At 74.0% G+C, this 21,987-nt stretch carries 15 protein-coding genes; 4 read left to right on the top strand and 11 right to left on the bottom strand.

Translation table 11 applies throughout. The features are described from left to right. Positions 1–58 precede the first annotated feature (58 nt). The 3 genes from ABD158_RS07210 to ABD158_RS07200 are packed head-to-tail and all read right to left on the bottom strand — an operon-like array spanning position 59 to position 3,740. Positions 59–1,150, bottom strand: a complete 1,092-nt coding sequence (locus ABD158_RS07210; protein WP_344005612.1) for an ABC transporter permease — start codon at positions 1,148–1,150, stop codon at positions 59–61. Beyond that, complete coding sequence (locus tag ABD158_RS07205) at positions 1,147–2,187, bottom strand: ABC transporter permease (protein ID WP_344005610.1); 1,041 nt, start codon at positions 2,185–2,187, stop codon at positions 1,147–1,149. The genes ABD158_RS07210 and ABD158_RS07205 overlap by 4 nt, the downstream gene beginning before the upstream one ends. Then, a complete protein-coding gene (locus ABD158_RS07200; RefSeq protein ID WP_344005608.1) occupies positions 2,184–3,740 on the bottom strand; it encodes a sugar ABC transporter ATP-binding protein in 1,557 nt (518 codons plus the stop codon). Before ABD158_RS07200 ends, ABD158_RS07205 begins: the two co-directional genes overlap by 4 nt. Before the next feature lie 122 nt (positions 3,741–3,862). Between ABD158_RS07200 and ABD158_RS07195 the strand changes: the two genes are divergently transcribed. Further along, positions 3,863–4,873 (top strand): LacI family DNA-binding transcriptional regulator, encoded by a 1,011-nt coding sequence (locus ABD158_RS07195; RefSeq protein WP_344005606.1) that lies wholly within the window; start codon positions 3,863–3,865, stop codon positions 4,871–4,873. 272 nt (positions 4,874–5,145) lie between these two features. Here the strand turns inward: ABD158_RS07195 and ABD158_RS07190 are convergent, their stop codons facing one another. Next, complete coding sequence (locus ABD158_RS07190) at positions 5,146–6,153, bottom strand: hypothetical protein (RefSeq protein ID WP_344005604.1); 1,008 nt, start codon at positions 6,151–6,153, stop codon at positions 5,146–5,148. A 374-nt stretch (positions 6,154–6,527) separates the two neighbouring features. On the opposite strand from ABD158_RS07190, the gene ABD158_RS07185 reads away from it, so the two are divergent. Further along, on the top strand, positions 6,528–10,589 hold the full coding sequence (locus ABD158_RS07185) for a family 78 glycoside hydrolase catalytic domain (RefSeq protein WP_344005602.1): 4,062 nt from the start codon (positions 6,528–6,530) through the stop codon (positions 10,587–10,589). 474 nt (positions 10,590–11,063) lie between these two features. On the opposite strand, the gene ABD158_RS07180 is transcribed toward ABD158_RS07185, so the two are convergent. The 3 genes from ABD158_RS07180 to tmk all read right to left on the bottom strand — a co-directional run bounded on the left by ABD158_RS07180 (position 11,064) and on the right by tmk (position 14,525). Beyond that, entirely contained in the window at positions 11,064–12,665 is a 1,602-nt protein-coding gene (locus tag ABD158_RS07180) for an alpha/beta hydrolase (RefSeq protein ID WP_344005600.1), read from the bottom strand. A gap of 64 nt (positions 12,666–12,729) precedes the next feature. Continuing rightward, the gene (locus ABD158_RS07175) at positions 12,730–13,887 is read right to left on the bottom strand and encodes a DNA polymerase III subunit delta' (protein WP_344005598.1); all 1,158 of its coding nucleotides are present in this window, start codon (positions 13,885–13,887) and stop codon (positions 12,730–12,732) included. After that, the gene (gene tmk, locus ABD158_RS07170; protein WP_344005596.1) at positions 13,884–14,525 is read right to left on the bottom strand and encodes a dTMP kinase; all 642 of its coding nucleotides are present in this window, start codon (positions 14,523–14,525) and stop codon (positions 13,884–13,886) included. Before tmk ends, ABD158_RS07175 begins: the two co-directional genes overlap by 4 nt. A 101-nt stretch (positions 14,526–14,626) precedes the next feature. Between tmk and ABD158_RS07165 the strand changes: the two genes are divergently transcribed. Beyond that, positions 14,627–15,631: an aldo/keto reductase gene (locus ABD158_RS07165; protein WP_344005594.1), complete on the top strand. Its 1,005-nt coding sequence runs from the start codon at positions 14,627–14,629 to the stop codon at positions 15,629–15,631. 42 nt (positions 15,632–15,673) lie between these two features. On the opposite strand, the gene topA is transcribed toward ABD158_RS07165, so the two are convergent. Further along, positions 15,674–18,451, bottom strand: a complete 2,778-nt coding sequence (gene topA / locus ABD158_RS07160; protein ID WP_344005592.1) for a type I DNA topoisomerase — start codon at positions 18,449–18,451, stop codon at positions 15,674–15,676. 156 nt (positions 18,452–18,607) lie between these two features. Between topA and ABD158_RS07155 the strand changes: the two genes are divergently transcribed. After that, positions 18,608–19,354 carry a helix-hairpin-helix domain-containing protein gene (locus tag ABD158_RS07155; protein ID WP_344005590.1) on the top strand — a complete coding sequence of 249 codons (747 nt, stop codon included), beginning with the start codon at positions 18,608–18,610 and terminating at the stop codon, positions 19,352–19,354. Between the two features lie 3 nt (positions 19,355–19,357). Here the strand turns inward: ABD158_RS07155 and ABD158_RS07150 are convergent, their stop codons facing one another. The 3 genes from ABD158_RS07150 to ABD158_RS07140 all read right to left on the bottom strand — a co-directional run. After that, entirely contained in the window at positions 19,358–19,879 is a 522-nt protein-coding gene (locus ABD158_RS07150; RefSeq protein ID WP_344005588.1) for a hypothetical protein, read from the bottom strand. Between the two features lie 31 nt (positions 19,880–19,910). Beyond that, positions 19,911–21,374 carry a DUF7059 domain-containing protein gene (locus ABD158_RS07145; protein ID WP_344005586.1) on the bottom strand — a complete coding sequence of 488 codons (1,464 nt, stop codon included), beginning with the start codon at positions 21,372–21,374 and terminating at the stop codon, positions 19,911–19,913. Positions 21,375–21,405: 31 nt separating this feature from the next. Beyond that, positions 21,406–21,987: sodium/proton-translocating pyrophosphatase (locus ABD158_RS07140; protein WP_344005584.1), on the bottom strand; the 582-nt coding region annotated here is incomplete at its 5' end.

Genomic DNA, 21,987 nt, shown 5'->3' with positions numbered 1-21,987 from the left:
GTGGGTCCGAGACGGGGTCCGAGACGGGGTCCGAGACGGGGTCCGAGAGCTGGTGGGGCTACATCCCGCCGGCGGTCGGGACGGCGGGCGGCGCGGCCTCGGCGGCCGTGGGAGGGCGCCGTCGTACGCGGCGGGAGAGCCAGCCGAGCAGCGCGGCCGAGACGACCGAGAGCACGAGCAGCACGCCGGTCACGATCTGGATGACGTTGGCGCTCTGGCCGTCGAGGCGCAGCGCGGAGCCGATCACGCCGATCAGCAGCACGCCGCCGAGCACGCCCGGGATGGCGCCGCGCCCGCCGAAGATCGACACCCCGCCGAGGAGCACGGCCGCGATCACCTGCAGCTCGAGGCCGGTGGCGTTGTCACCGCGGCTGCTGCCGTAGCGCAGCGTGAAGTAGACGCCGGCGACACCCGAGACGAGCCCGGTGAGCACGAACGCGAGGAGCTTGGTGCGCTCCACGTCGACGCCGGAGAAGCGGGCGGACTCGCTGGACAGGCCGATCGCGAACAGGCCGCGCCCGAACGAGGTGAAGTGCAGGAGCAGGCCGAAGGCGACGACGGCGAGCGCGAGCGGGACGACGATGACCGGGATCTGCGTCTCGCCGAAGGTGGCGGTCACGGCGTCGGTCCAGGTCTCGGGCCAGTCGGTGATCGCGGTGGTGCCGAGCAGGCCGACCGCGATGCCGCGGTAGAGCGCGAGCGTGCCGATGGTGACGGCCAGCGACGGCAGGCCGAGGCGGGTGACGAGCAGCCCGTTGACGGCCCCGGCCAGGGCGCCGGCGAGGACCGCGAGGACGGCGGCCAGGGCGATCGGGGCGCCCTCGCGGGTCAGCACGCCGAAGAGCACGCTGGTGACCGCGACGATGCTGGCCACCGACAGGTCGATCTCGCCGGTGACGATGACCAGGGTCATCGGCAGCGCGATCAGCAGGATCGGCGCCACGTCGAGGACGAGGAAGTAGACCGTCAGCTCGCTGTCGAAGTTGGGCACCACCGCGACGGCGTAGACCACGACGGCGAGCAGCAGCCCGAGGACCGCGGCGTCACGGGTGCCGAGCAGGCGCGCGATCGGCGAGCGGGCGGAGTCGGCGTACGTGCGGGGCGCGGTGGCGCTGCCGTCCGTCGACGGCCCGGACAGGGTCGTGCTCATGAGCGGTGCCTCTCTGCGAGGAGCTTGGTGTGCTGGCGCTCGGCGAGGACCTTGTCCAGGACGATCGCGCCGAGGATGAGCAGGCCGACGACGGCTCGCTGCCAGAAGTCGGGGATCCCGAGGATCGGCAGGCCGCGGTCGATGCTGGTCAGCAGGTAGGCGCCGATGGCCGCGCCCACGACCGTGCCGCTGCCGCCGAAGATCGCGACGCCGCCGATGACCGCGGCGCCGACGGCCTCGAGCTCGATGCCGAGGCCGACGCCGGAGCTGATGGTGCCGTAGCGGGAGACGTAGAGGATCCCGGCCAGCCCGGCGAGCGCGCCCGAGGCGGCGAACGCGGTGAGGATGCGCTGCTTGTCCTTGAGCCCGTAGAGCGTGGCGGCGGCGGGGTCGGAGCCGATGGCGTAGAGCTCGCGGCCGCCGCGGGAGGTGCGCATCCAGTACGCCGCCAGCGCCAGGACGACGAAGGACACGATCGCCAGCTGCGGGATGCCCAGCAGCGAGGAGGTGCCGAAGGAGAGCAGGCCGTCGGGGATGTCGGATGCGTTGATCCGGTCGCTGCCCGCCCACTGCAGGTAGATGCCGCGGTAGACGTAAAGCGTGCCGAGCGTGATCACCAGGGCGGGCACCCGGGCGAAGGCGACGAGCAGGCCGTTGACCAGGCCGAGCACGGCGCCGGCGAGGACCGCGACCAGGACCACGACGAGGATCGGCAGCCCGGTGTCGAGGAAGAGCCGCCCGGCCAGGTACGCCGTGAGGCCCAGGATCGAGCCGACGGACAGGTCCACGTTGCGGGTGATGATCACCATCGCCTGGCCGACCGCGAGGACCACGAGGATGCTCGGGGTCAGGAACAGGTCGCGGAACCCGTCGGTGGAGAACACGAAGCGCGGGTTGATCGCGGTGGTGACCGCGAGGAAGGCGAGCAGCGCGAGGAGGATGCCGGTCTCGCGGGCCTTCAGGACGTTCCGCAGCCGGCTGCCGCCGCGGGAGGGGGACGCCGCGCCGGCGGCGGGCGGGGTGTCGAGGGCGGTCACGAGGCGTGCTCCATCTCGGTCGAGCCGGGGCCGGAGCCGGCGCCGGTGGCGGTGCTCGTCGCGGCGGTCATCACGGACTCGGGGGTGGCCTCGGCGCGGCTGAGCTCGGCGGTCTTGCGGCCCTCGCAGAGCACGACGACGCGGTCGGCCATGCCGAGGACCTCCGGCAGCTCGGAGGAGATCATCAGGATCCCCATGCCGTCGGCGGCGAGGGAGGACAGCAGGCGGTGGACCTCGGACTTGGTGCCGACGTCGATGCCGCGGGTGGGCTCGTCGATGATCAGCACCTTCGGCGCGGTCGAGAGCCACTTGGCGAGGACGACCTTCTGCTGGTTGCCGCCCGACAGGGTGCCGGCGAGGGTGTCCATCGCGGCGGCCTTCACCTCGAGGCGGGCGGCCCACTCCTTGGCGGTGGCGTTCTCGCGGCGGCTGGTCAGCAGGCCGCCGCGCGAGAGCCGGCCGCGGGTGGCCAGCGTGATGTTGCGGCCGATGGGGGCGTCGAGCACCAGGCCGTGACGGCGCCGGTCCTCGGGGACCAGCGCGAGGCCGAGGTCCATGGCCGTCACGGGGTCGCGCGGGGGGACGCGCTCGCCGGCCACCCGCACCTCGCCCGCGGCGTACGGGTCGACGCCGAAGACGGCCTGCGCGACCTCGCTGCGACCGGCGCCGACGAGACCGGCGAGCCCGACGATCTCGCCGGCGCGGACCGTGAGGTCGATGTCGGTGAACAGCCCCGGCTGGGTGAGGCCGGTGACCTCGAGCAGCACCTCGCCGATCTCGGCGTGCTGCTTGGGGTAGAGGTCGGAGACCTCGCGACCGACGAGGCGCCGCACGATCTCGTCGACGGTGACGTCGGCGACGGCGTCGGTCGAGACGTAGGCGCCGTCCCGCATCACGGTGATCGTGTCGCAGAGGTCGAAGACCTCGTCGAAGCGGTGGGAGATGAACACGACCGCGCAGCCGGCGTCGCGCAGGGTGCGGGCGACCGTCATCAGGCGGTCGACCTCGTTGCCGGACAGCGCCGCGGTCGGCTCGTCCATGACGAGGACGCGGGCGTCGAGCGAGAGCGCCTTGGCGATCTCGATGATCTGCTGGTCGGCGATCGAGAGCCCGTCGGCGGGGCGGTCGGGGTCGATGTCGACGCCCAGGCGGGTGAAGATGGCCTCGGCCTCGGCCCGCATGGCGCGCCGGTCGATGCGGCCCCAGCGGTTGGTGGGCTGGCGTCCCATGAACAGGTTCTCGGTGACCGAGAGGTCGGGGAAGAGCGTGGGCTCCTGGTAGATCACCGCGATGCCGGCGGCCTTGGCCTCGGCGGTGGACCGGAAGTCGACCTCCTGGCCCTGGAACTCGACCGTGCCGCCGTCGCGGCGGTACAGGCCCGCGATGATCTTCACCATCGTGGACTTGCCGGCGCCGTTCTCGCCGACGAGCGCGTGGATCGAGCCCGCGTCGACCGCGAGGCTGCCCGAGCGCAGGGCGACGACGGAGCCGAAGGACTTCGTCACCTCCGCCAGGCGCAGGGCCGGGACGGTGGACCCGGGAGTCGTGGGCATGTCACTTCCGATCAGCAGGCGATTGAATCGTTTTAACGCAGTGGCGGGAATCTATGACGGCGATCACAACGGCGTCAAGGACCCCGGCGGAATCGGCCTTGAATCGTGTTAACGTCCCCGGCATGCCAGAGGCGCAGGTGCGCGACGTGGCCGCGCGCGCCGGCGTCTCGCCCGCGACCGTGTCCAACGCGCTCAACCATCCCGACAAGGTCTCCCCCGCCACGCGGGAGCGCGTGCACGCCGCCATCGCCGAGCTCGGCTTCGTGCGCAACTCCGCGGCCCACCAGCTGCGCCGCGGCACCAACCGCGCCGTCGGGATGGTCGTGCTCGACGTCGCCAACCCGTTCTTCACCGACGTGGCCCGCGGCGTCGAGGACGGGCTCGCCGAGCAGGGCCGACCCCTGATCCTCGGCAACAGCGGCCAGGAGCCGATCCGCGAGTCGGCCTACCTCGACCTCTTCGAGGAGCAGCGCGTCTCGGGGCTGCTGATCACCCCCGTCGGCGACGTCCTCGGCCGGCTGCGGCGCCTGCGCGACCGCGGCACGTGCGTCGTCCTGGTCGACCGGCGCGTCGGGGTCAAGGAGTTCTCCTCGGTCACCGTGGACGACCGCCGTGGTGGTCGACTCGCCACCGAGCACCTGCTGGCGCTCGGGCGACGACGCCTCGCCTTCGTCGGCGGCCCGGTCCGGCTCAACCAGGTCCGCCACCGCCTCGAGGCCGCCCGGGCGGCCGTCGACGCGCACGGCTCCGGCGAGGTCCGCTACGTCGAGACCACCACCATGGACGCCGCCGCCGGCCGCACCGGCGCCGAGCAGCTGCTGTCCCTGCCGGCCGCCGAGCGACCCGACGCGATCTTCGCCGCCAACGACCTCGTCGCGCTGGGCGTGCTGCAGGCCCTCACCCGCGCCCGCGTCGCCGTGCCCGACGACATCGCCATCGTGGGCTTCGACGACATCGACTTCGCCGCCTCCGCCGCCGTCCCGCTCTCGTCCGTGCGCCAGCCCGCCGTCGACATGGGCCGCGCCGCCACCACCCGCCTGCTCGAGATCATCGCCGACCCCACCGGCTCCTCCGTGACCCACACCGTCCTCGAGCCCGAGCTGGTCGTCCGCGACTCCACCGCCGGCGCCTGAGGTCCGTCCCGGTCACGGGTAGTCCCTGACGTTCTGGCCGTCGCGGCAGGCCCTGGCGGGTAGTCCCTGACGTTCTGGCCGTCGCGGCAGGCCCTGGCGGATAGTCCCTGACGTTCGGACCGTCGCGGCAGGCCTCGGCAGGTAGTCCCTGACGTTCCGACCGTGGATCGGCCCGGATCCGGGCCACAACGTCAGGGACTACCCCGGCGCAAGCCGGGGACCGGCCCCCGCCGTGCGCGGCAGCCGTCCGTCGTGCGCCGTACGTCGGCAGCTCAGGCCGTACGGCGGGCTCGGCGCTGGGCCTCGCGCCGCTTCCACCACTCGGGCTGCTCGAGGGTCCACGGCCGGTCGCCCGGCGGGACCCGGCGGGTGCGGCGGTGGGCGTCGAGGATGCGCTGCGCCATGGCCTGTCGACGGTGACGGTCGCCCGCGACCATGGTCACGTACTCGAGGCCCAGCGACCGCAGCTCGCTCTCGCGTCGCAGGTCACGACGCCGTCGGTCGAGGCGCAGGTGGTCGCGCCCGTCGTACTCGCCGACGAGCCCGGCCACCGGGTCCAGCAGGTCGACGGTGGCGACGTGGCGGGCGTCCCGGGTGAAGACGGGGACGTTGCGCAGCGGCCGCCCGAGGCCCGCGTCGAGCTCCCAGATGAGCCGCATCGCGGTCTCGCCCGGCGAGGCGCTGCCCTCGGCCATCAGTGCGAGGCGCTCCCGGGCCCGCGGGATGCCGGTCCACCCGGGCAGCATCGAGGCGTAGGCCGTCACCTCGGCGAGCGAGCACAGACCCGCGTGGAGGGCGGTCTCCCCGACCTCGACGGCCGCTCGGTCGTCGACGGCGTGCCGCAGCACGAAGCACACGCTGCGCGCCGCCACGGTGACCGGCAGGCCGTCGACGACGACCACCTCGGCGGGGTCCAGCCGCTCCGCCGACAGGCGCACGCCCGGCCGGGGCCGGATGTCGCGGACCGTGGTCACGAGGTCCACCTCGACGAGGACCCCGCCGGGCGCGAGACCGTCGAGCCACTCGGCGCCCAGCCAGCGCAGTGCCGCCCACCCCGTCACGGCGGCGCTGGGGCTGTCGGGCAGCACGGCGCCGGCCTCGAGGATCCGCTGCACGGGGGCGGTGCGGTCCACCCCGCGCGGCACGTACAGCCCGCGCGACGTCCGCACCCACCGCCCGGCGCGGACGTCCGCGCGCGACGGCCCCTCCGGGTCCCCCGGCGCCCGGCGGCGCGGGCGGACCGCGGCCGCCCGCGGCGTACGACTCGTTGCTCCGCTCATCCTCCGACCCTGGGCCCGATCGACGACGGCGCTCCGGCCCTCTCCACAGCCGGGGCGGCGTGCTCAGGATGTGCACGTGATCGGGCCCGGGGTCGTGCGCCCGTCCGGTCGGGTAGTCCCTGACGCCGTGACCCGCATCCCGGCGCGAGCGGAGTCCGAACGTCGGGGACTACCCCGAGCAGGGCCCGAACGTCGGGGACTACCCCGAGCAGGGCCCGAACGTCGGGGACTACCCCCGTACGACGGGCCGGCGGCGCGGGACCGCGGAGGTGTCCGGATCCGGCCACGTCGGTGCGTTGACCCGGTGTGACGGGCGTCATACGTTGTGACCAGCCTGTGTTGAAACGATTCAACCCCTGACGACGGGACACCCCATGACCGCCGCCCGACCAGCGCTGCGCGCCCTCACGCGCGCCGCGCTCACCCTCACCCTGACCGGGTCCACGCTCGCCGTGGCCGCGGTCGGGGCCTCCTCCGGCAGCGCCGCCGTGACGGCGCCGGCCGCTCTCGCCGCGGTCGCCGCCGCGGGTGACGCCCCCCGCTCGCTGAGCGTCAACGGCCTGCCCGCGCCCGTGGACGTCGACACGATGCCGACGTTCGGCTGGCACCTCGGCTCCGCCGGCCAGACCGCCTACGAGCTCGTGGTGTCCTCGACCGCGGCCCGCGCGGCCGCCGGCGACGGCGACGTCTGGTCGTCGGGCCGTGTCGAGGGCGACCAGCAGTCCGGCGTCGCGTACGACGGTCCGGCGCTGGTGGACTCCGAGCGCTACTTCTGGTCGGTCCGCACCGCCGACACCGCAGGAGACGCCTCGCCGTGGGCCGAGCCCGCGACCTTCGGCACCGGCACGGCCTGGGCCGACTCGACCCCGGTCTGGGCGCCCGACCCGGCCGGCAGCCCGGCCCGCGACTACACGCTGCGGGCGACGGTGACCGTCGACCAGGTCGCCCTCGGCCTGCGCTTCCGCGCCGCCGACGCCCAGAACTCCTACATGTGGCAGTTCCGCGCCGACACCAACCGGCTCGTCCCCCACCGCCAGCTGGGCGGCACCTTCACCACCCTCGGCAGCGCCGTGAACCTGCCCGCCGGGACGATCGTCGCCGGCACGCCGTTCACCGTGGAGATCACCGCCGCGGGCACCACCATCACCACCCGCATCGACGGAGTGCAGGTCGACCAGCGCACCGACGCCACCCCCGTCCTCGCGGCGGGCCGGGTGGGCGTGCGCACCGGCCTCACCGAGAGCGGGCGCATCGACGACCTCTCCGTCACCGCCGCCGACGGCGAGGTGCTCCTCGAGACCGGGTTCGGCACGGGCGAGCCCACCCTGCCCTGCGGCACGGTGGCGGACGGCGCCCTCCGCGTCCCCAACGGCACCCTGTGCCTCGAGCCGGTCGTCACCGACGACTGGGCCCTGATCCGCGGCGACGTCGACATCGCCGACACCGAGATCGCGTGGGCCACCCTCTACGCGACGGCCGCGGACTCGCGCAGCCACAAGCAGTACGTGCACAAGACCTACCTCAACGGCGAGTTCGTCGGCCTCGGCCCGACGCAGCCCATCGCCGGCGAGACGCCGTACGACGGCTTCGACGTCACCGAGCAGCTGCGCGCCGGCGAGAACACGATCGGCGCCATCGCCTACACGACCCGCACCCAGGCGTACGCCGCCGAGCTCGTCGTCGAGTACGTCGACGGCACCCGGGAGACGTTCGGGACCGGCACCGACTGGCAGGCCCGCGCCGCCGGTGACGTGTGGCCGGAGTCGGGCAGCATCGGCACCAGCTACTACACCGCGCCGAAGGAGAACCTCGACGCCCGCGTCATGCCGTGGGGCTTCGACGAACCCGGCTTCGACGCCTCCGCGTGGCCGGCCGCCATCGAGAAGCCCGCGCTCCCGACGCCGACCGCCACCCCGACCGACAAGGTCGAGGAGCAGCTGCACGACTCCGTGCGGATCGTCGAGAAGGGCCCCGGCCACTACTTCGTCGACTTCGGCCGCACCTGGATCGGCGGCGTCTCCTACGACGTCGCGGACGGCACCGCGGGCAGCACCGTCGACCTCCGCTTCGGCGAGGTCACCGTCGGTCGCCCGGGCCAGAGCGGCGACACCGACGTCCGCTTCAACCTCAACACCGGCAACTCCTACCGCGACGTCGTCACCCTGCGCGACGGCACGCAGCGCATCGAGACCTGGGGCATGCGGGTCTTCCGCTACCTCGAGGTCACCGGCGCCCCCGAGCCGGTCACGGTGGACAACCTCAAGGCGCTGGCGCTGGTCTACCCGTTCGACGCCGAGGCCTCGGAGTTCGCCGCCTCCGACCGCAACCTCGAGCAGGTCTACGGCCTGAGCAAGAACTCGATCGAGTCGCTCAACGTCAACTTCTACACCGACTCCTGGACCCGCGAGCGCATCAACTACGAGGCCGACGCCTACCTGCAGCTGATGTCGACGCTCTACCTGATGGACGACCTCTCGCTGGGCCGCTACTCGATGAACTACTTCCGCGACAACCGCACCTGGCCCACCGAGTGGCCGATCTACGTGGTGCTCGCCGTCCACGACGCGTGGCGCCAGACCGGCGACCTCGCCCAGCCCGCGGCGTACTACGACAACCTCGTCGACAAGCTCCCGCTCGAGTGGGTGGAGGAGTCCACGGGCCTCGTCCGCAAGACCTCTCGCGCCGACGGCTGCAACTCCCAGACCGACTGCGACATCGTCGACTGGCCCACCAGCGAGCGGGACAACTTCCAGTTCCGCCAGTACAACACCGTCATCAACGCCGTCTCCTTCCGCGCCTTCACCGACATGGCGGCCATGGCCGACGCGCTCGGCAAGGACGAGGACGCCGCCCGCTGGAGCGACGTCGCCACCGGCATCCGCGACGCGATGAACGACCGCCTCTACGACGACGCCGCCGGCGCCTACGACGACGGCATGGGCCCCGACGGCCAGCTCACCGGTCACCGCTCGCAGCACGCCAGCGCGTTCTCGCTCGCCTTCGGGGTGCCGGAGGCCGACCAGCGCGGTCGGGTGGCCGAGTACGTCGGCTCCCGCGGCATGGCGTGCAGCGTCTACTGCGCGGGCCTGCTCGTGCCCGGCCTGTACGACGGCGGGGAGGACCAGGCGGCGCTCGACATCCTCACCTCGACCCAGCGCCGCAGCTGGATGAACATGGTCCTGCTCGGCGCCGGGTCGACAGCCGAGGCCTGGGACCCGAGCCTGAAGTCGAACCTGACCTACTCCCACCCGTGGGCCGCCTCCCCGGCGTTCTCGATCCCCTCGGGGCTGTTCGGGATCAACCCGACCGAGCCCGGCTACCGCAGCCTCGAGATCGCGCCGCAGCCCGGCGACCTCGACTGGGCGCGCATCAGCACGCCCACGGTCCGGGGCAGCGTCGGGACGGCCTTCGACCGCGACGCCGCCGGTGACCTGCGACTCGTCACGTCGATCCCGGGCGGCACGAGCGCGACGGTGAGGCTCCCCGCACCCGCGGGCGTCGCGGACTCCGACGAGGTCCGGCTCTACGTCGACGGCGTCGGCCGCACGGTGACCCCGGTCGACGGCGACCTCGTCGTCGCCGGCGTCTCCCCCGGCTGCCACACCTTCACCACCGACGCCGACACCGACCCGGCGTCCGACGCCGAGCTGACCCGGGTCTGCGAGTCCGAGCCCGTGAGCGGGCCCGGCGTCGCCGCCGAGGTCAGCGAGGCCGGTCTCGACGGCTGGTACGGCGCCGGCGCCGCCCTGAGCCTCGACGTCACCGGCGACGCGCCGGAGGGCTCGACGCTCGAGGTCCGCGTCGACGAGGGCGAGTGGGCGGCGTACGACGGCCCGGTCCCCCTGGCCGACGACGCCGGCGAGGTCGCCTGGCGGCTGCTCGCGCCCGACGGTGGGCTGCTGGCCGACGGCCGGATGCCGGTGCGGGTCGACTCCGTCGTGCCCACCGTCGAGGGCGGTGTCGAGGCCGGACGCCTCTGGGTCGCCGGAGCGGACGCCGACTCCGGCATCGCCGCCCTCGAGTGGCGCGCGGCCGGGAGCACCGACGGCTGGTCGACCTGGTCGGCCCCGGTGGCCCTGCCCACGGGTGTGCGACGGGTCGAGGTGCGGGCGACCGACCTCGCGGGCAACACCAGCGCCCCGGTCGCGGTCTCCGCGGCCCGGGTGACGCCCGTGATCGACGCCGCGGCGTCGGTGCGGGGCCGCCAACTGACGGTGGACGTGCGGGTCACCGCGCGGGGCGAGCGGCCGACGGGCCGCGTCGACTTCTTCCGCGGCGGTGAGCGCGTCACCACCCGGTTGCTCGACGCCACCGGCCGCGCCCGCTGGGTCTCCCGAGCCCCCGCGACGCCGGCCAACCAGCAGGTGCGCGTGGTCTACCGCGGCAGCGACGCCGTCGCCCCGGCCTCGCAGCAGGTGCGCTACTCCGTGCGCTGAGCCCCCGGGCCCGCGCACACCACGGCCCCGCCGACCGTCCTCCCGGGCGGCTCGGCGGGGCCGCTCGGCGTACGGCGGGTCGCTCGGTGCAGGGCATGCTCGCTCGGCGGGGATAGTCCCTGACGTTCCGACCCCGATCCGGGCCGAGGACGGGCCGGAACGTCAGGGACTACCCCAACCGAGGCCCGAACGTCAGGGACCACCCCGACCGAGGCCCGAACGTCAGGGACCACCCCGACCCAGGCCCGAACGTCAGGGACCACCCCGACCCAGGCCCGGACGTCAGGGACAACGCCGACCGAGGCCCGAAGGTCAGGGACTACCCCGACCGAGGCCAGAACGTCAGGGACTACCCCGACCCAGGCCAGAACGTCACGGACTACCCCGACCCAGGCCCGAACGTCAGGGACAACGCCGACCGAGGCCCGAACGTCAGGGACTACCGCCGTACGCCGGGCCGGGGCCGCGAGGCGCTCAGCACTCCAGGCCGTCGCCGGGGACGTCGCCGTCGACGAGGTAGGCCTCGACGGCGGAGTCGACGCACTCGTTGCCCTGGTTGTAGCCGGTGTGGCCGTCGCCGTCGCGGCTGACCAGGACGCCGGAGGCCAGCTGGTCGGCGAGCGCCACGGACCACTCGTACGGCGTGGCGGGGTCGCGGGTGGTGCCGACGACCACGACCGGGGCGGCGCCGTCGGCCAGGGGGCCCTCGGCGAACGGGGTCAGCTCGTCGGTGGCGCCCGGGAAGCCGAGGCACGCGGTCTGCGAGTAGGCGAAGACGTCGCCGAACGTCGGGGACGCGGCCTCGAAGTCGGCGGCGTCGGCCTGGGCGGCGGCGGGGCTCAGCGCGTACGGGTCGTCGAGGCAGTTGATCGCGAAGATCGCCTCGGCGGAGTTGTTGGTGTAGGTGCCGTCCGGCAGCCGCGAGGCGTAGGTGTCCGCGAAGGCGCGCAGGGCCGTGCCGTCGCCCTGGTCGATCGCGGCGGTCAGCGCCTGGTCGAGCAGCGGCCAGAGCTGCTCGGCGTACAGCGGCTGGACCAGGCCGTAGAAGGCGAGACCGGAGGTGAGGTCGCGGTCGCCCGCGGGCAGGGGCTCGGCATCGATCCGCTCGAGCAGGTCGGTGATCGAGGCCAGACCCTCCTCGACGCTGTCGCCCAGGACGCAGTCGCCGTCCTCGACGCAGCTGCCGACGTAGGCCTCGAGCGCGGTCTGGAACCCGCCGGCCTGGCCCAGCGCGAGGGCGCGGCTGTCCAGCGACGGGTCGAGCCCGCCGTCGAGGACCATCCGCCCGACGCGCTCGGGGAACAGGTCGGCGTAGGTCGAGCCCAGACGGGTCCCGTACGACGCCCCGAAGTAGGCGAGCTCCGACTCGCCCAGCACGGCGCGCAGCACGTCGATGTCGCGGGCTGCCTCCTCGGTCGACACGTGCTCGGCGACGGCCCCGGACTCCGCGAGGCAGCCCTGCCCCAGCGCGACCGTCTGCGCCTCGGCCTCGCGCCGCTCGGCGGCGTCGTCCGGGGTCGGGTCGGCCTCGAAGTAGGCGTCCAGCTCGGCGTCCGGGAGGCAGTCCACCGGCGCCGAGGCGCCGGTGCCGCGCGGGTCGAAGCCGACCACGTCGTACGCCGCGGTCAACGGCTCGCGGAAGACGAGGTCCGCGGCGGCGGCGTACTCCGTGCCCGGCGCACCGGGCCCGCCCGGGTTGACCACGAGGGAGCCGACCTTCGCGGCCTGGTCCTCGGCGGGCACCCGCAGCAGGGCCAGGTCGATGGTCTCGCCGCCGGGCTCGGCGTAGTCCAGCGGCACCTCGAGGGTGCCGCACTCGGAGCCCTCGTCGGACTCGCACGGCTGCCAGTCGACGCGCTGGGAGTAGAACGGCTGCAGCGCCGCCTCGGGGGCCTCGGTGGCCCCGGCGTCGGGCTCGCGCTCCTGGATCTGCGAGGACTGCGCGGGGTCGACGTCGTCCTGCTGGCGCTCCAGGTCCGTGTCGTCGCCGAGCAGCAGCCCGATGACGAGCAGGGCGCCTCCGACGACGACGACGAAGCCGATGACGATCAGGGCGATCACGCGGTTGCGCGGCACCGTCACGCTCCTTCCGGGGGTGGGGGTGGGGCCGGGGCCGCGTCGCGGCGGCCGGTCGGGTGGGTCAGCGGACCTGCGGTACCCACAGGGACACCATCAGGGATTCCAGGGCCAGCTGCACGGGCACGTTGAACTCCAGCATCTGCTCGCGCGCGGTCATGACGGCGTCGATGCGGCGCAGCAGCAGCTCCGGGGGCCCGGCGTCCGCGAGTCGCTGCACCTCGGCGCGACGGTCGGCGTTGACGAGGTCGGTGCCGGTGCCGAGCGCGAGGGTCAGGGCGTCGCGGTAGACCGAGACGAGGTCGGTCAGCCCGCGGTCGACGACGTCGAGGTGCTGGCGCTTGGCCCGGGTACGCTGGTCCTTCTCGAGCGCGTTGAGCGCCGGGGCGTACTCGCGGGGACGCCGGCCCCGCTCGACGACGCCGTACGACGCGTCGAGGTCGATGCGCTCGCGTGCGTCGATCTCGCTCGTGATGGCCTCCGCCTCCGCCTTCGCGGTCTCCGCGAGCCGCGTGGCCATCGACAGGCACGCGCCCAGGCCCGTCAGCAGGCCGGGGATCGCGACCACCTGCTCGCGGCGCTGGCGGGTGGCCTCGTCGCGCACCAGCGCCCGCGCGCGGCCGATGTGGCCCTGGCTGGCCCGGGCGGCGAGCGACGCCGTGGTCTCGTCGGTGCCCTCGGTCGCCACCAGGTGCGCGGCGACCGCCGCGGCGGGCGGCGTCGTCAGCGTCACGAGCCGGCAGCGGGAGCGGATCGTGGGCAGCACGTCCTCCACGGTGGGCGTGCAGAGCAGCCAGACCGTCTTGACCCCCGGCTCCTCGATCGCCTTGAGCAGCGCGTTGACGGCGTGCTCGGTCAGGCGGTCGGCGTCCTCGACCACGATCACCTGCCACCCGCGCCCGGTCGGGGTGAGCGCCGCGCGCCGGACCAGCTCGCGGACCTCGTCGACACCGATCGACAGCTTGGCGGTCCGCACCCGGGTCACGTCGGGGTGGCTGCCCGCGAGCACCGTCCGGCACGCCGGGCACTCCCCGCAGCCGCGCTGCTCGCCGGGCCCCCGCTCGCACTGCAGCGCCGCCGCGAAGGCGACCGCGGCGACCGAGCGCCCCGAGCCGGGCGGCCCGGTGAAGAGCCAGGCGTGGGTCATCCCGTGCCCGTCGACCGCGGGACGCAGCGCCTCCACGGTGGCCTGCTGGCCGACCATCCGGTCCCAGACGCTCACCGGCGGCCCCCCAGCAGCTCCGCCACGCGGACGTGGACCGACTCGTGGAGCTCCGCGACCGGCGCGCGGGCGTCGAGCACGAGGTACGTCGCCGGGTCGGTCGCGGCCAGGGCGAGGAAGCCGGCCCGCACCCGGTCGTGGAACTCGGCGCCCGCCCCCTCGATCCGGTCGCGCCCGGAGAACCGTCCGAGGCCGGCGGTCGGGTCGAGGTCGAGCAGCACCGTGAGGTCGGGCCTCAGGTCGCCGGTGGCCCAGCGCGCCACCCGCTCGACCTCGTCGGTGGCCAGCGTGCGGCCCGCCCCCTGGTAGGCCAGGGTCGAGTCGACGTAGCGGTCGGTGACGACCACCTCGCCGCGCGCGAGCGCGGGCTCGACGACGGTGGCGACGTGCTCGGCCTTGTCGGCGGCGTAGATCAGCGCCTCCGTGCGCGGCGCGAGGTCGCCGGTCGCGGGGTCGAGGAGCAGCCGGCGCAGCTCGGCGCCGACGGGCGTGTCACCCGGCTCGTACGTCGGCCGCACGACGTGGCCGTCGGCGCGGAGGCGGTCGACGAGCAGCCGCGACTGGGTCGACTTGCCGGCGCCCTCGCCGCCCTCGAAGCACACGAAGACCCCACGGGTCGGGGCGGCCTCGGTGCTCACGCGACGAACCTAGCCGCAGGCGCCGACGCCGCCTCCGGGAGGCGACCTACCGTGGTCGGCATGGACCCGCACACCGACTACCGCCCCTCGGACCCACCGGCATGGAGGTCAGCCCGCTGTGCCTCGGCGCCATGATGTTCGGCGCCTGGGGCGAGCCCGACCACGCCGAGAGCACCCGCATCATCCACGCCGCGCTCGACGCCGGGATCAACGTCGTCGACACCGCCGACGTCTACTCCCGGGGCGAGTCCGAGGAGATCGTCGGCAAGGCCCTCGAGGGCCGCCGCGACCAGGTCGTCCTCGCCACCAAGTTCCACGGCCCCATGGACGTGCCGATGGGCCAGCAGGGCGACCCCAACGGCTGGGGCAACTCGCGGCGCTGGGTCGTGCGCGAGGTCGAGGCGAGCCTCCGGCGCCTGCGCACCGACCACATCGACCTCTACCAGGTGCACCGCCCCGACGGCCTCACCTCCGACGAGGAGACGCTCTCCGCGCTCACCGACCTGCAGCGCGCCGGCAAGATCCGCGCGTTCGGCTCCTCCACCTTCCCGGCCCACCACATGGTCTCGGCGCAGTGGACCGCCGAGCGGCGCGGCCTGGGTCGCTACGTCACCGAGCAGCCGCCGTACTCGCTGCTCCACCGCCGCATCGAGGCCGACGTGCTCCCGGTCGCGCAGGAGCACGGGATGGGGGTCCTGCCGTGGAGCCCGCTCGCCGGCGGGTGGCTCACCGGGAAGGTGCGCAAGGGCCAGGAGGCCCCCGAGACCAACCGCTCGAAGATGTTCGACGGCTACTTCTCCGACCCCGCCAAGCTCGAGGCCGTCGAGCAGCTCAACCTGCTCGCCGAGGACGCCGGGATCCCGATGGTCCACCTCGCGCTCGCGTTCGTCATGCAGCACCCGGGTGTCACCGCCCCGATCATCGGGCCCCGCACGATGAGCCAGCTGGAGAGCCAGCTCGGCGCCATGGACGTCCGGCTCGGCACCGACGTGCTCGACCGCATCGACGAGATCGTGCCCCCGGGCCGCAACGTCTCGCCCGGCGACGAGGGCTACACCCCGAAGGCGCTCACCGACCCGTTCCTGCGCCGGCGGCGGACGGCCTGAGCGTCCGCCCCGCCCCCGGTCCCCCGGCGGGGGGCGGGGGGCTCAGGACTTCTCGGCCGCGGCCTTCCGCGTCGTCGCCTTCTTCGCGGTGGTCGTCGTGGCCGCCGTCTTCTTGGTTGCGGTCTTCTTGGCGGCCGTCTTCTTGGTGGCGGTCTTCTTCGTGGCCGTCTTCTTCGCGGCGGACTTCGTCGTCGTCTTCTTCGCGCCCTTCTTGGCGCCCTTCTTGGCCGGGCCGCGCGCACGACGGTCGGCGAGCAGCTCGGCGGCGCGCTCGGTGGTGATCGACTCGACGGAGTCGGCGGAGCGCAGGGTCGCGTTGTACTCGCCGTCGGTGACGTACTCGCCGAAGCGGCCGGACTTCACCACGATCGGCGCCCCCGACACGGGGTCGTTGCCGAGCTCCTTGAGCGGCGGCGCGGCCGCGGCGCGCCCCCGCTGCTTGGGCTGGGCGTAGATCGCGAGCGCCTCGTCGAGGGTGACGCTGAACAGCTGCTCCTCGCTCGTCAGCGAGCGGGAGTCCGTGCCGCGCTTGAGGTAGGGCCCGTAGCGGCCGTTCTGGGCGGTGATCTCCTGGCCCTCGGTGTCGACGCCGACCACGCGCGGCAGCGACAGCAGCCGCACCGCGTCGTCGAGGGTGACGGTGTCGAGGGACATCGACTTGAACAACGACCCGGTGCGCGGCTTGGCGTTCTTCGGCGCGTCCTCGGGCAGGACCTCGGTGACGTAGGGGCCGTAGCGACCGTTCTTGGCGACCACCACGTTGCCGGTGTCGGGGTGACGGCCCAGCTCGGTCTCCTCGCCGGCGGGGTTGGCGAGCAGCTCGCGGGCCTTCGCCACGCTGAGCTCGTCCGGCGGCAGGTCGTCGGGCACGTTGGCGCGCTTGGCGAAGGCGTTGCCCTCGTCGTCGGGACCCTCGAGGTAGGGCCCGTAGCGACCGACGCGGAGGTGGATCCCGACGTCGGTGCCGTCGTCCTCGGTGACGGGGAAGGTCGCGAGCTCACGGGCGTCGATGTCGCCGAGCTCGTTGACCAGGCGCTGCAGGCCGTGGACCTGGTCGTCGCCGAAGTAGAAGGAGCCGAGCTCGTCGTTGCGGTCCTTGTTGCCGGCCGCGATCTCGTCGAGCACGTCCTCCATCTGCGCGGTGAACTCGTAGGAGACCTGCCGCGCGAAGTGCTCCTCGAGGAGCCGGATCACCGAGAAGGCCAGCCACGCGGGCACGAGCGCGGTGCCCTTCTTGTAGACGTAGCCGCGGTCGACGATCGTCTTGATGATCGCGGCGTACGTCGAGGGCCGCCCGATCTCGCGCTCCTCCAGCTCCTTGATCAGCGACGCCTCGGTGTAGCGGGCCTTCGGCTTCGTCTCGTGGCCGTCGGCGGCCATCGCGGCCGCGACCACGGTCTCGCCCTCCTCCAGCGCCGGCAGCCGGGTCTCGGCGTCGTCGCGGGCCGCGGAGGCGTCGTCGGAGGACTCGACGTAGGCCTTGAGGAAGCCGTGGAAGGTCAGCACGCGGCCGGAGGCGTTGAAGACGACGTCCTCGCCGGTCGCGGTCGCCCCGCCGAGGCGCACGGTCACGCTCTGGCCGACGGCGTCGCGCATCTGCGAGGCGACGGTGCGGGTCCAGATCAGCTCGTAGAGCCGGAACTGGTCGCCGGTCAGCCCGGTCTGGGCCGGCGTGCGGAAGGTGTCGCCCGAGGGACGGATCGCCTCGTGGGCCTCCTGCGCGTTCTTGACCTTGCTGGCGTAGGTGCGCGGCGCGTCGGGGACGTACTCCGCGCCGTACAGCTCGCGGACCTGGTCGCGCGCCGCGCCCACGGCGGCGCTCGAGAGCGTCGTGGAGTCGGTACGCATGTAGGTGATGAAGCCGTTCTCGTAGAGCCGCTGCGCGACCGACATCGAGGTCGAGGCGCTCATCCCGAGCTTGCGGGAGGCCTCCTGCTGCATCGTGGTCGTGCGGAACGGCGCGTACGGCGAGCGGCGGTAGGGCTTGGACTCCACCGAGCGCACGGCGAACGCGGTCTCGGTGAGCGAGGCCACCAGCGCGTCGGCGCGGGCCTGGTCGACGTGGACGACGTCGGCCTTCTCCTTGAGCCGTCCGTCGGTGCCGAAGTCCGAGCCGCGGGCGACCCGGACCCCGTCGAGGGAGTGCAGGCGGGCCGGGAACATGCGGGGGTCGTGGCGCTCCCCGGCGTCGAAGGTGCCCTCCAGGTCCCAGTACGACGCCATCCGGAAGCGCATCCGCTCGCGCTCGCGGTCCACCACGAGCCGGGTCGCGACCGACTGCACCCGGCCGGCGGAGAGGCCGGACATGACCTTCTTCCACAGCACCGGCGAGACCTCGTAGCCGTAGAGGCGGTCGAGGATCCGGCGCGCCTCCTGGGCCTCGACGAGGTCCATGTCGAGCTCGCGGGGGTTCTCCGCGGCCGCCAGGATCGCGGGCTTGGTGATCTCGTGGAAGACCATCCGTCGGACCGGGACCTTCGGCTTCAGCTCGTCGAGGAGGTGCCACGCGATGGCCTCGCCCTCGCGGTCCTCGTCGGTGGCGAGGAAGACCTCGTCGGCGTCCTTCAGCAGCGACTTGAGCTTGCGGACCTGCTCCTTCTGGCGCGCCGGCACGACGTAGTGGGGCACGAAGCCGTTGTCGACGTCGACGGCGAGCCGCCCCCACGGCTTGTCCTTGATCTTGGCCGGGGTGTCGGCGGCGCTCTGCGGGAGGTCGCGGATGTGGCCCACCGAGGACTCGACGACGTAGCCCGACCCGAGGAACCCGCCGATCTTCTGGGCCTTCGTGGGGGACTCGACGATGACGAGCTTGTGTGCCACTGCGTTGCTTCCTGCCTTGCTGTCGGGGGTGACGCCTCGGAGGGCCCGGAGGGGGACGGCCCGGGCGGGTCACGGGGTGACCGTAGCGCGGAGTACTCCTACGAGTGTGCAGGCCGTGCACAGCACCGCCCGCTCCGCTCGGGCAGAATCGGGCCCGTGATGATCAGGCCCGCGGTCCTCGCGGCGGTCCGCGACGGCGAGGTCGACCTCGCCTTCCGCCGCTGGGAGCGGCCCCGCGTGAGGGTGGGGACGCGGCTGCGCACGGCCGTCGGCCTGGTCGAGGTCACGTCGCTGGAGCAGGTCGCCGCGTCCTCGCTGACGGCCGCCGACGCCGCCCGCGCCGGGGCCGCCTCGGTGGCCGAGCTCCGCGACGCGCTCGCGGGGCGCCCGGGTCCGGTCTGGCGGATCGGGCTGGCCCACGCCGGCCCGGACCCCCGCGAGGCGCTGCGCGCCACCGTGCCGACCGAGGCGGAGGTCGTGGAGCTCCGCGCGTGGCTCGACCGCCTCGACCGCGCCTCGTCGTACGGCGCGTGGACGCGGCAGGCGCTCGCGCTCATCGACGAGTTCCCCGGGCGCCGCGCCCCCGAGCTCGCCGAGATCGTCGGGCGCCCCACGCCCGAGTTCAAGACCGACGTCCGCAAGCTCAAGGAGAAGGGCCTCACCGAGTCCCTCGACATCGGCTACCGCCTCTCCGTGCGCGGCGCGGCCGTGCTCGGCGTGCCGCCCCCGGAGGTGGGCGGCACCCCGCTGCCGAAGGTCGGCGCGCCCGCCTCGCGGGCCCTCACGGCCGCCGGGGTGAGGACGCTCGAGCAGGCGGCGGCGTGGTCGCTCGACGACCTCGCCGCCCTGCACGGGGTGGGCCCGGTCGCCCTCGAGCGGCTCCGCGCGGCGCTCGGGCGCTAGCCCTCAGGCGGCCGGTCCACGACCGCGGACGTCGGCCACGGCGCCCATCGCGTCACGCAGCTCGGCGAGCCAGTCGCCCTCGTGCTGGCCGACGAGCCGGACGCACCAGGCGAGGGCCTCGGAGCGCGAGCGGGCCACGCCGGAGTCGACGAGCGTGTCGAGCACCAGGCGCTGGGGCTGGCGGAGCCGGGTCATGACGGGGGCCGCGACGTGGGTCCACAGCTCCCGGTGCTCGCCGACGGTGACGCCCCAGCTGACCTTCGTCTCGAAGCGGTGCTCGGCCTCGGTCGCGATCGTCATCCGCTGCTCGCGGGTGTCCTCGCGGAAGGCCTTGGCGCGCCCGGCGCGCGCCTCGGCGCGGGCTGCGTCGGTGGCGTCCGCGGCGAGCTCGACGTCCGGCACCGAGAGCCGGACGACGACCTCCTCGCGGTCGACGGTGACCTCGGCGGGAGCGTCCTGCCACTGCTCGGGCAGCCGGCCGGCGAACCAGCCGGCGACCCGGTCCTGCGTATCTGTCGTAATCATGATTACAGCATTACACGCTTACGCAACATCCTCAGAGGAGGTAGCCCTCCGCGGCCAGCTCGCCGAGCTCGGGCAGCAGGCGGGCGGCGAGCGTGTCGGCGTCCTCGCCGAGGATCCGCGCCACGGCATCGAGGATCTGGCCCACGCGCAGGTCGCCGTCGCAGGCACCGACCACGGCGGCGGTCGCCGTGTCGACCCGACGCGCGCGGCGCAGGCCCGTGCGCCGGCGCAGCACGACGGACTCGGGGTCCTCGGCGCCGGGCAGGCCGACCGTCTCCTGCTGCACGTCGGCGGCCAGCCGCAGCGTGTCGTCGGGGCCCACGCCGACCCGCGCCGCGCCCCAGGCGGCGATCGCCGGGGCCACCGGCTGCTCGACGTCCCACGGCCAGTCCAGCAGCTCGCGCCGCCCGCTGCCGTCCGTGCGGAGGTTGATCCACCCGAAGCCGACGCCGGTGATCCCCTGCTCGTCGAACCACGACAGCCACGTGTCGTAGCGACGGTCGCGCTCCGCGCCGTCCGTCGCGCCGCTGACGCCGGCGTCGGCGAGCCAGAGCTCGACGTACGCCGCGGGGTCGAGCACCTCGCGCTGCACGACGAGCGCGTCGGTGCCGGGGGCGAGCCAGCCCGCGATCCGCTCGTCCCACCCGACGCCGTCGAGGTGGGCCCAGTTGGCCAGGACCTGGCACCAGCCGCCCGGGCGCAGGTGGTCCGGCGCGCGGCGCACGATGTCCTCCACGACCCGGTCGCCCGGGATGCCGGAGTCCCGGTAGACGAGGCGCTCGCCGGTCGCCGGGGAGATCACGAACGGCGGGTTGGTGGTGATCAGGTCGAACCGCTCGCCGCGCACCGGCTCGAAGAACGAGCCGTCGCGGACCTCGACCCCCCGCAGGTCGTTGAGGTCGGCGTTGAAGCGGGCCGCCCACAGCGCGCGGGGGTTGACGTCGGTGGCCACGACCCTGTCGGCGTGCCCGGCGAGGTGGAAGGCCTGGACGCCGCAGCCCGTGCCGAGGTCGAGGGCGTCGGTCACGTCGTGACGCAGCGTCAGCTGCGCCAGGGAGGTCGAGGCCGAGCTGACGCCCAGGACGTGGTCGGTGCCGACGTGGTGCGGACGACCGTCCATGCCGGGCGTGAGGTCGCTGACCAGCCAGCCGTCGGTGCGCGTGCCGTCGGGGTCCGTGACGGCGTAGGGCCGGCAGTCGGTGCGCGCGGCCACCTCGCCGACGCTCGTGGCCAGCAGCCCGGCCACGCCCAGCTCGTCGACGAGACCGGGCAGGGCCCGCTCGGCCTGCTCGCGCGGCACGGCGAGCTGGAGCAGGAACAGCCTCGTCAGGGTCTCCAGCGGCGAGCCCCCCGTCGTACGACGGCGCGCGGGGACGGTCTGGTTGCGCTCCAGCGCCCGGTGCGCATCGACGCCCAGCAGCGAGGTGACGGCGTCGTGGGTGAAGTCCGCGGTCTCGAGGGCGTCACGCAGGCGGTGCGGCAGGTCGTCGCTCATGGCGTCGATCCTGCCGCACCGCGCGCGGGGCTCAGACGGTCGCGGGCGCCTCGTCGGCGATGACGACCGAGCGGCGCTTGGACAGGAACACGGCCACCGCGATGCCGAGGGTCGCGAGCAGCGCGATCGCGATCGAGACCGGGCGGTTGGCGTCCTCGCCGAGCGTGAGCGACACGACGGCGCCGACCACGAGCAGGGAGACCAGGTTCATCACCTTCAGCAGCGGGTTGATGGCGGGCCCCGCGGTGTCCTTGAACGGGTCCCCGACCGTGTCGCCGATGATCGTCGCTTCGTGCGCCGGGGAGCCCTTGCCGCCGTGGTGGCCGTCCTCGACGAGCTTCTTGGCGTTGTCCCAGGCACCGCCGGCGTTGGCGAGGAAGACCGCCATCAGCGTGCCCGAGCCGATCGCGCCGGCGAGGAACCCGGCCAGCGGACCCACGCCGAGGCCGAAGCCCACCGCGATCGGCGACAGGATCGCGAGGATGCCGGGCGTGGCCAGCTCCCGCAGCGAGTCGCGGGTGACGATGTCGACGACCTTGCCGTACTCCGGGCGCCCGGTGCCCTCCATGATCCCGGGGATCTCGCGGAACTGCCGCCGCACCTCGTAGACGAC

The organism is Nocardioides lentus (assembly GCF_039529515.1).
In the GTDB taxonomy this organism is placed as follows: Bacteria; Actinomycetota; Actinomycetes; order Propionibacteriales; family Nocardioidaceae; genus Nocardioides; species Nocardioides lentus.
The sequence above is the reverse complement of the archived record's forward strand: the minus strand, read 5'-3'. Positions and strand labels throughout refer to the sequence as shown.

Excerpts from the sequence above, each read along its gene's own strand:
- ABD158_RS07210 (WP_344005612.1), bottom strand. The coding sequence starts at position 1,150 with ATGAGCACGACCCTGTCCGGGCCGTCGACGGACGGCAGCGCCACCGCG.
- ABD158_RS07200 (WP_344005608.1), bottom strand. The coding sequence starts at position 3,740 with ATGCCCACGACTCCCGGGTCCACCGTCCCGGCCCTGCGCCTGGCGGAG.
- ABD158_RS07195 (WP_344005606.1), top strand. The coding sequence starts at position 3,863 with ATGCCAGAGGCGCAGGTGCGCGACGTGGCCGCGCGCGCCGGCGTCTCG.
- ABD158_RS07190 (WP_344005604.1), bottom strand. The coding sequence starts at position 6,153 with ATGAGCGGAGCAACGAGTCGTACGCCGCGGGCGGCCGCGGTCCGCCCG.
- ABD158_RS07185 (WP_344005602.1), top strand. The coding sequence starts at position 6,528 with ATGACCGCCGCCCGACCAGCGCTGCGCGCCCTCACGCGCGCCGCGCTC.
- ABD158_RS07165 (WP_344005594.1), top strand. The coding sequence starts at position 14,627 with ATGGAGGTCAGCCCGCTGTGCCTCGGCGCCATGATGTTCGGCGCCTGG.
- ABD158_RS07150 (WP_344005588.1), bottom strand. The coding sequence starts at position 19,879 with ATGATTACGACAGATACGCAGGACCGGGTCGCCGGCTGGTTCGCCGGC.
- ABD158_RS07145 (WP_344005586.1), bottom strand. The coding sequence starts at position 21,374 with ATGAGCGACGACCTGCCGCACCGCCTGCGTGACGCCCTCGAGACCGCG.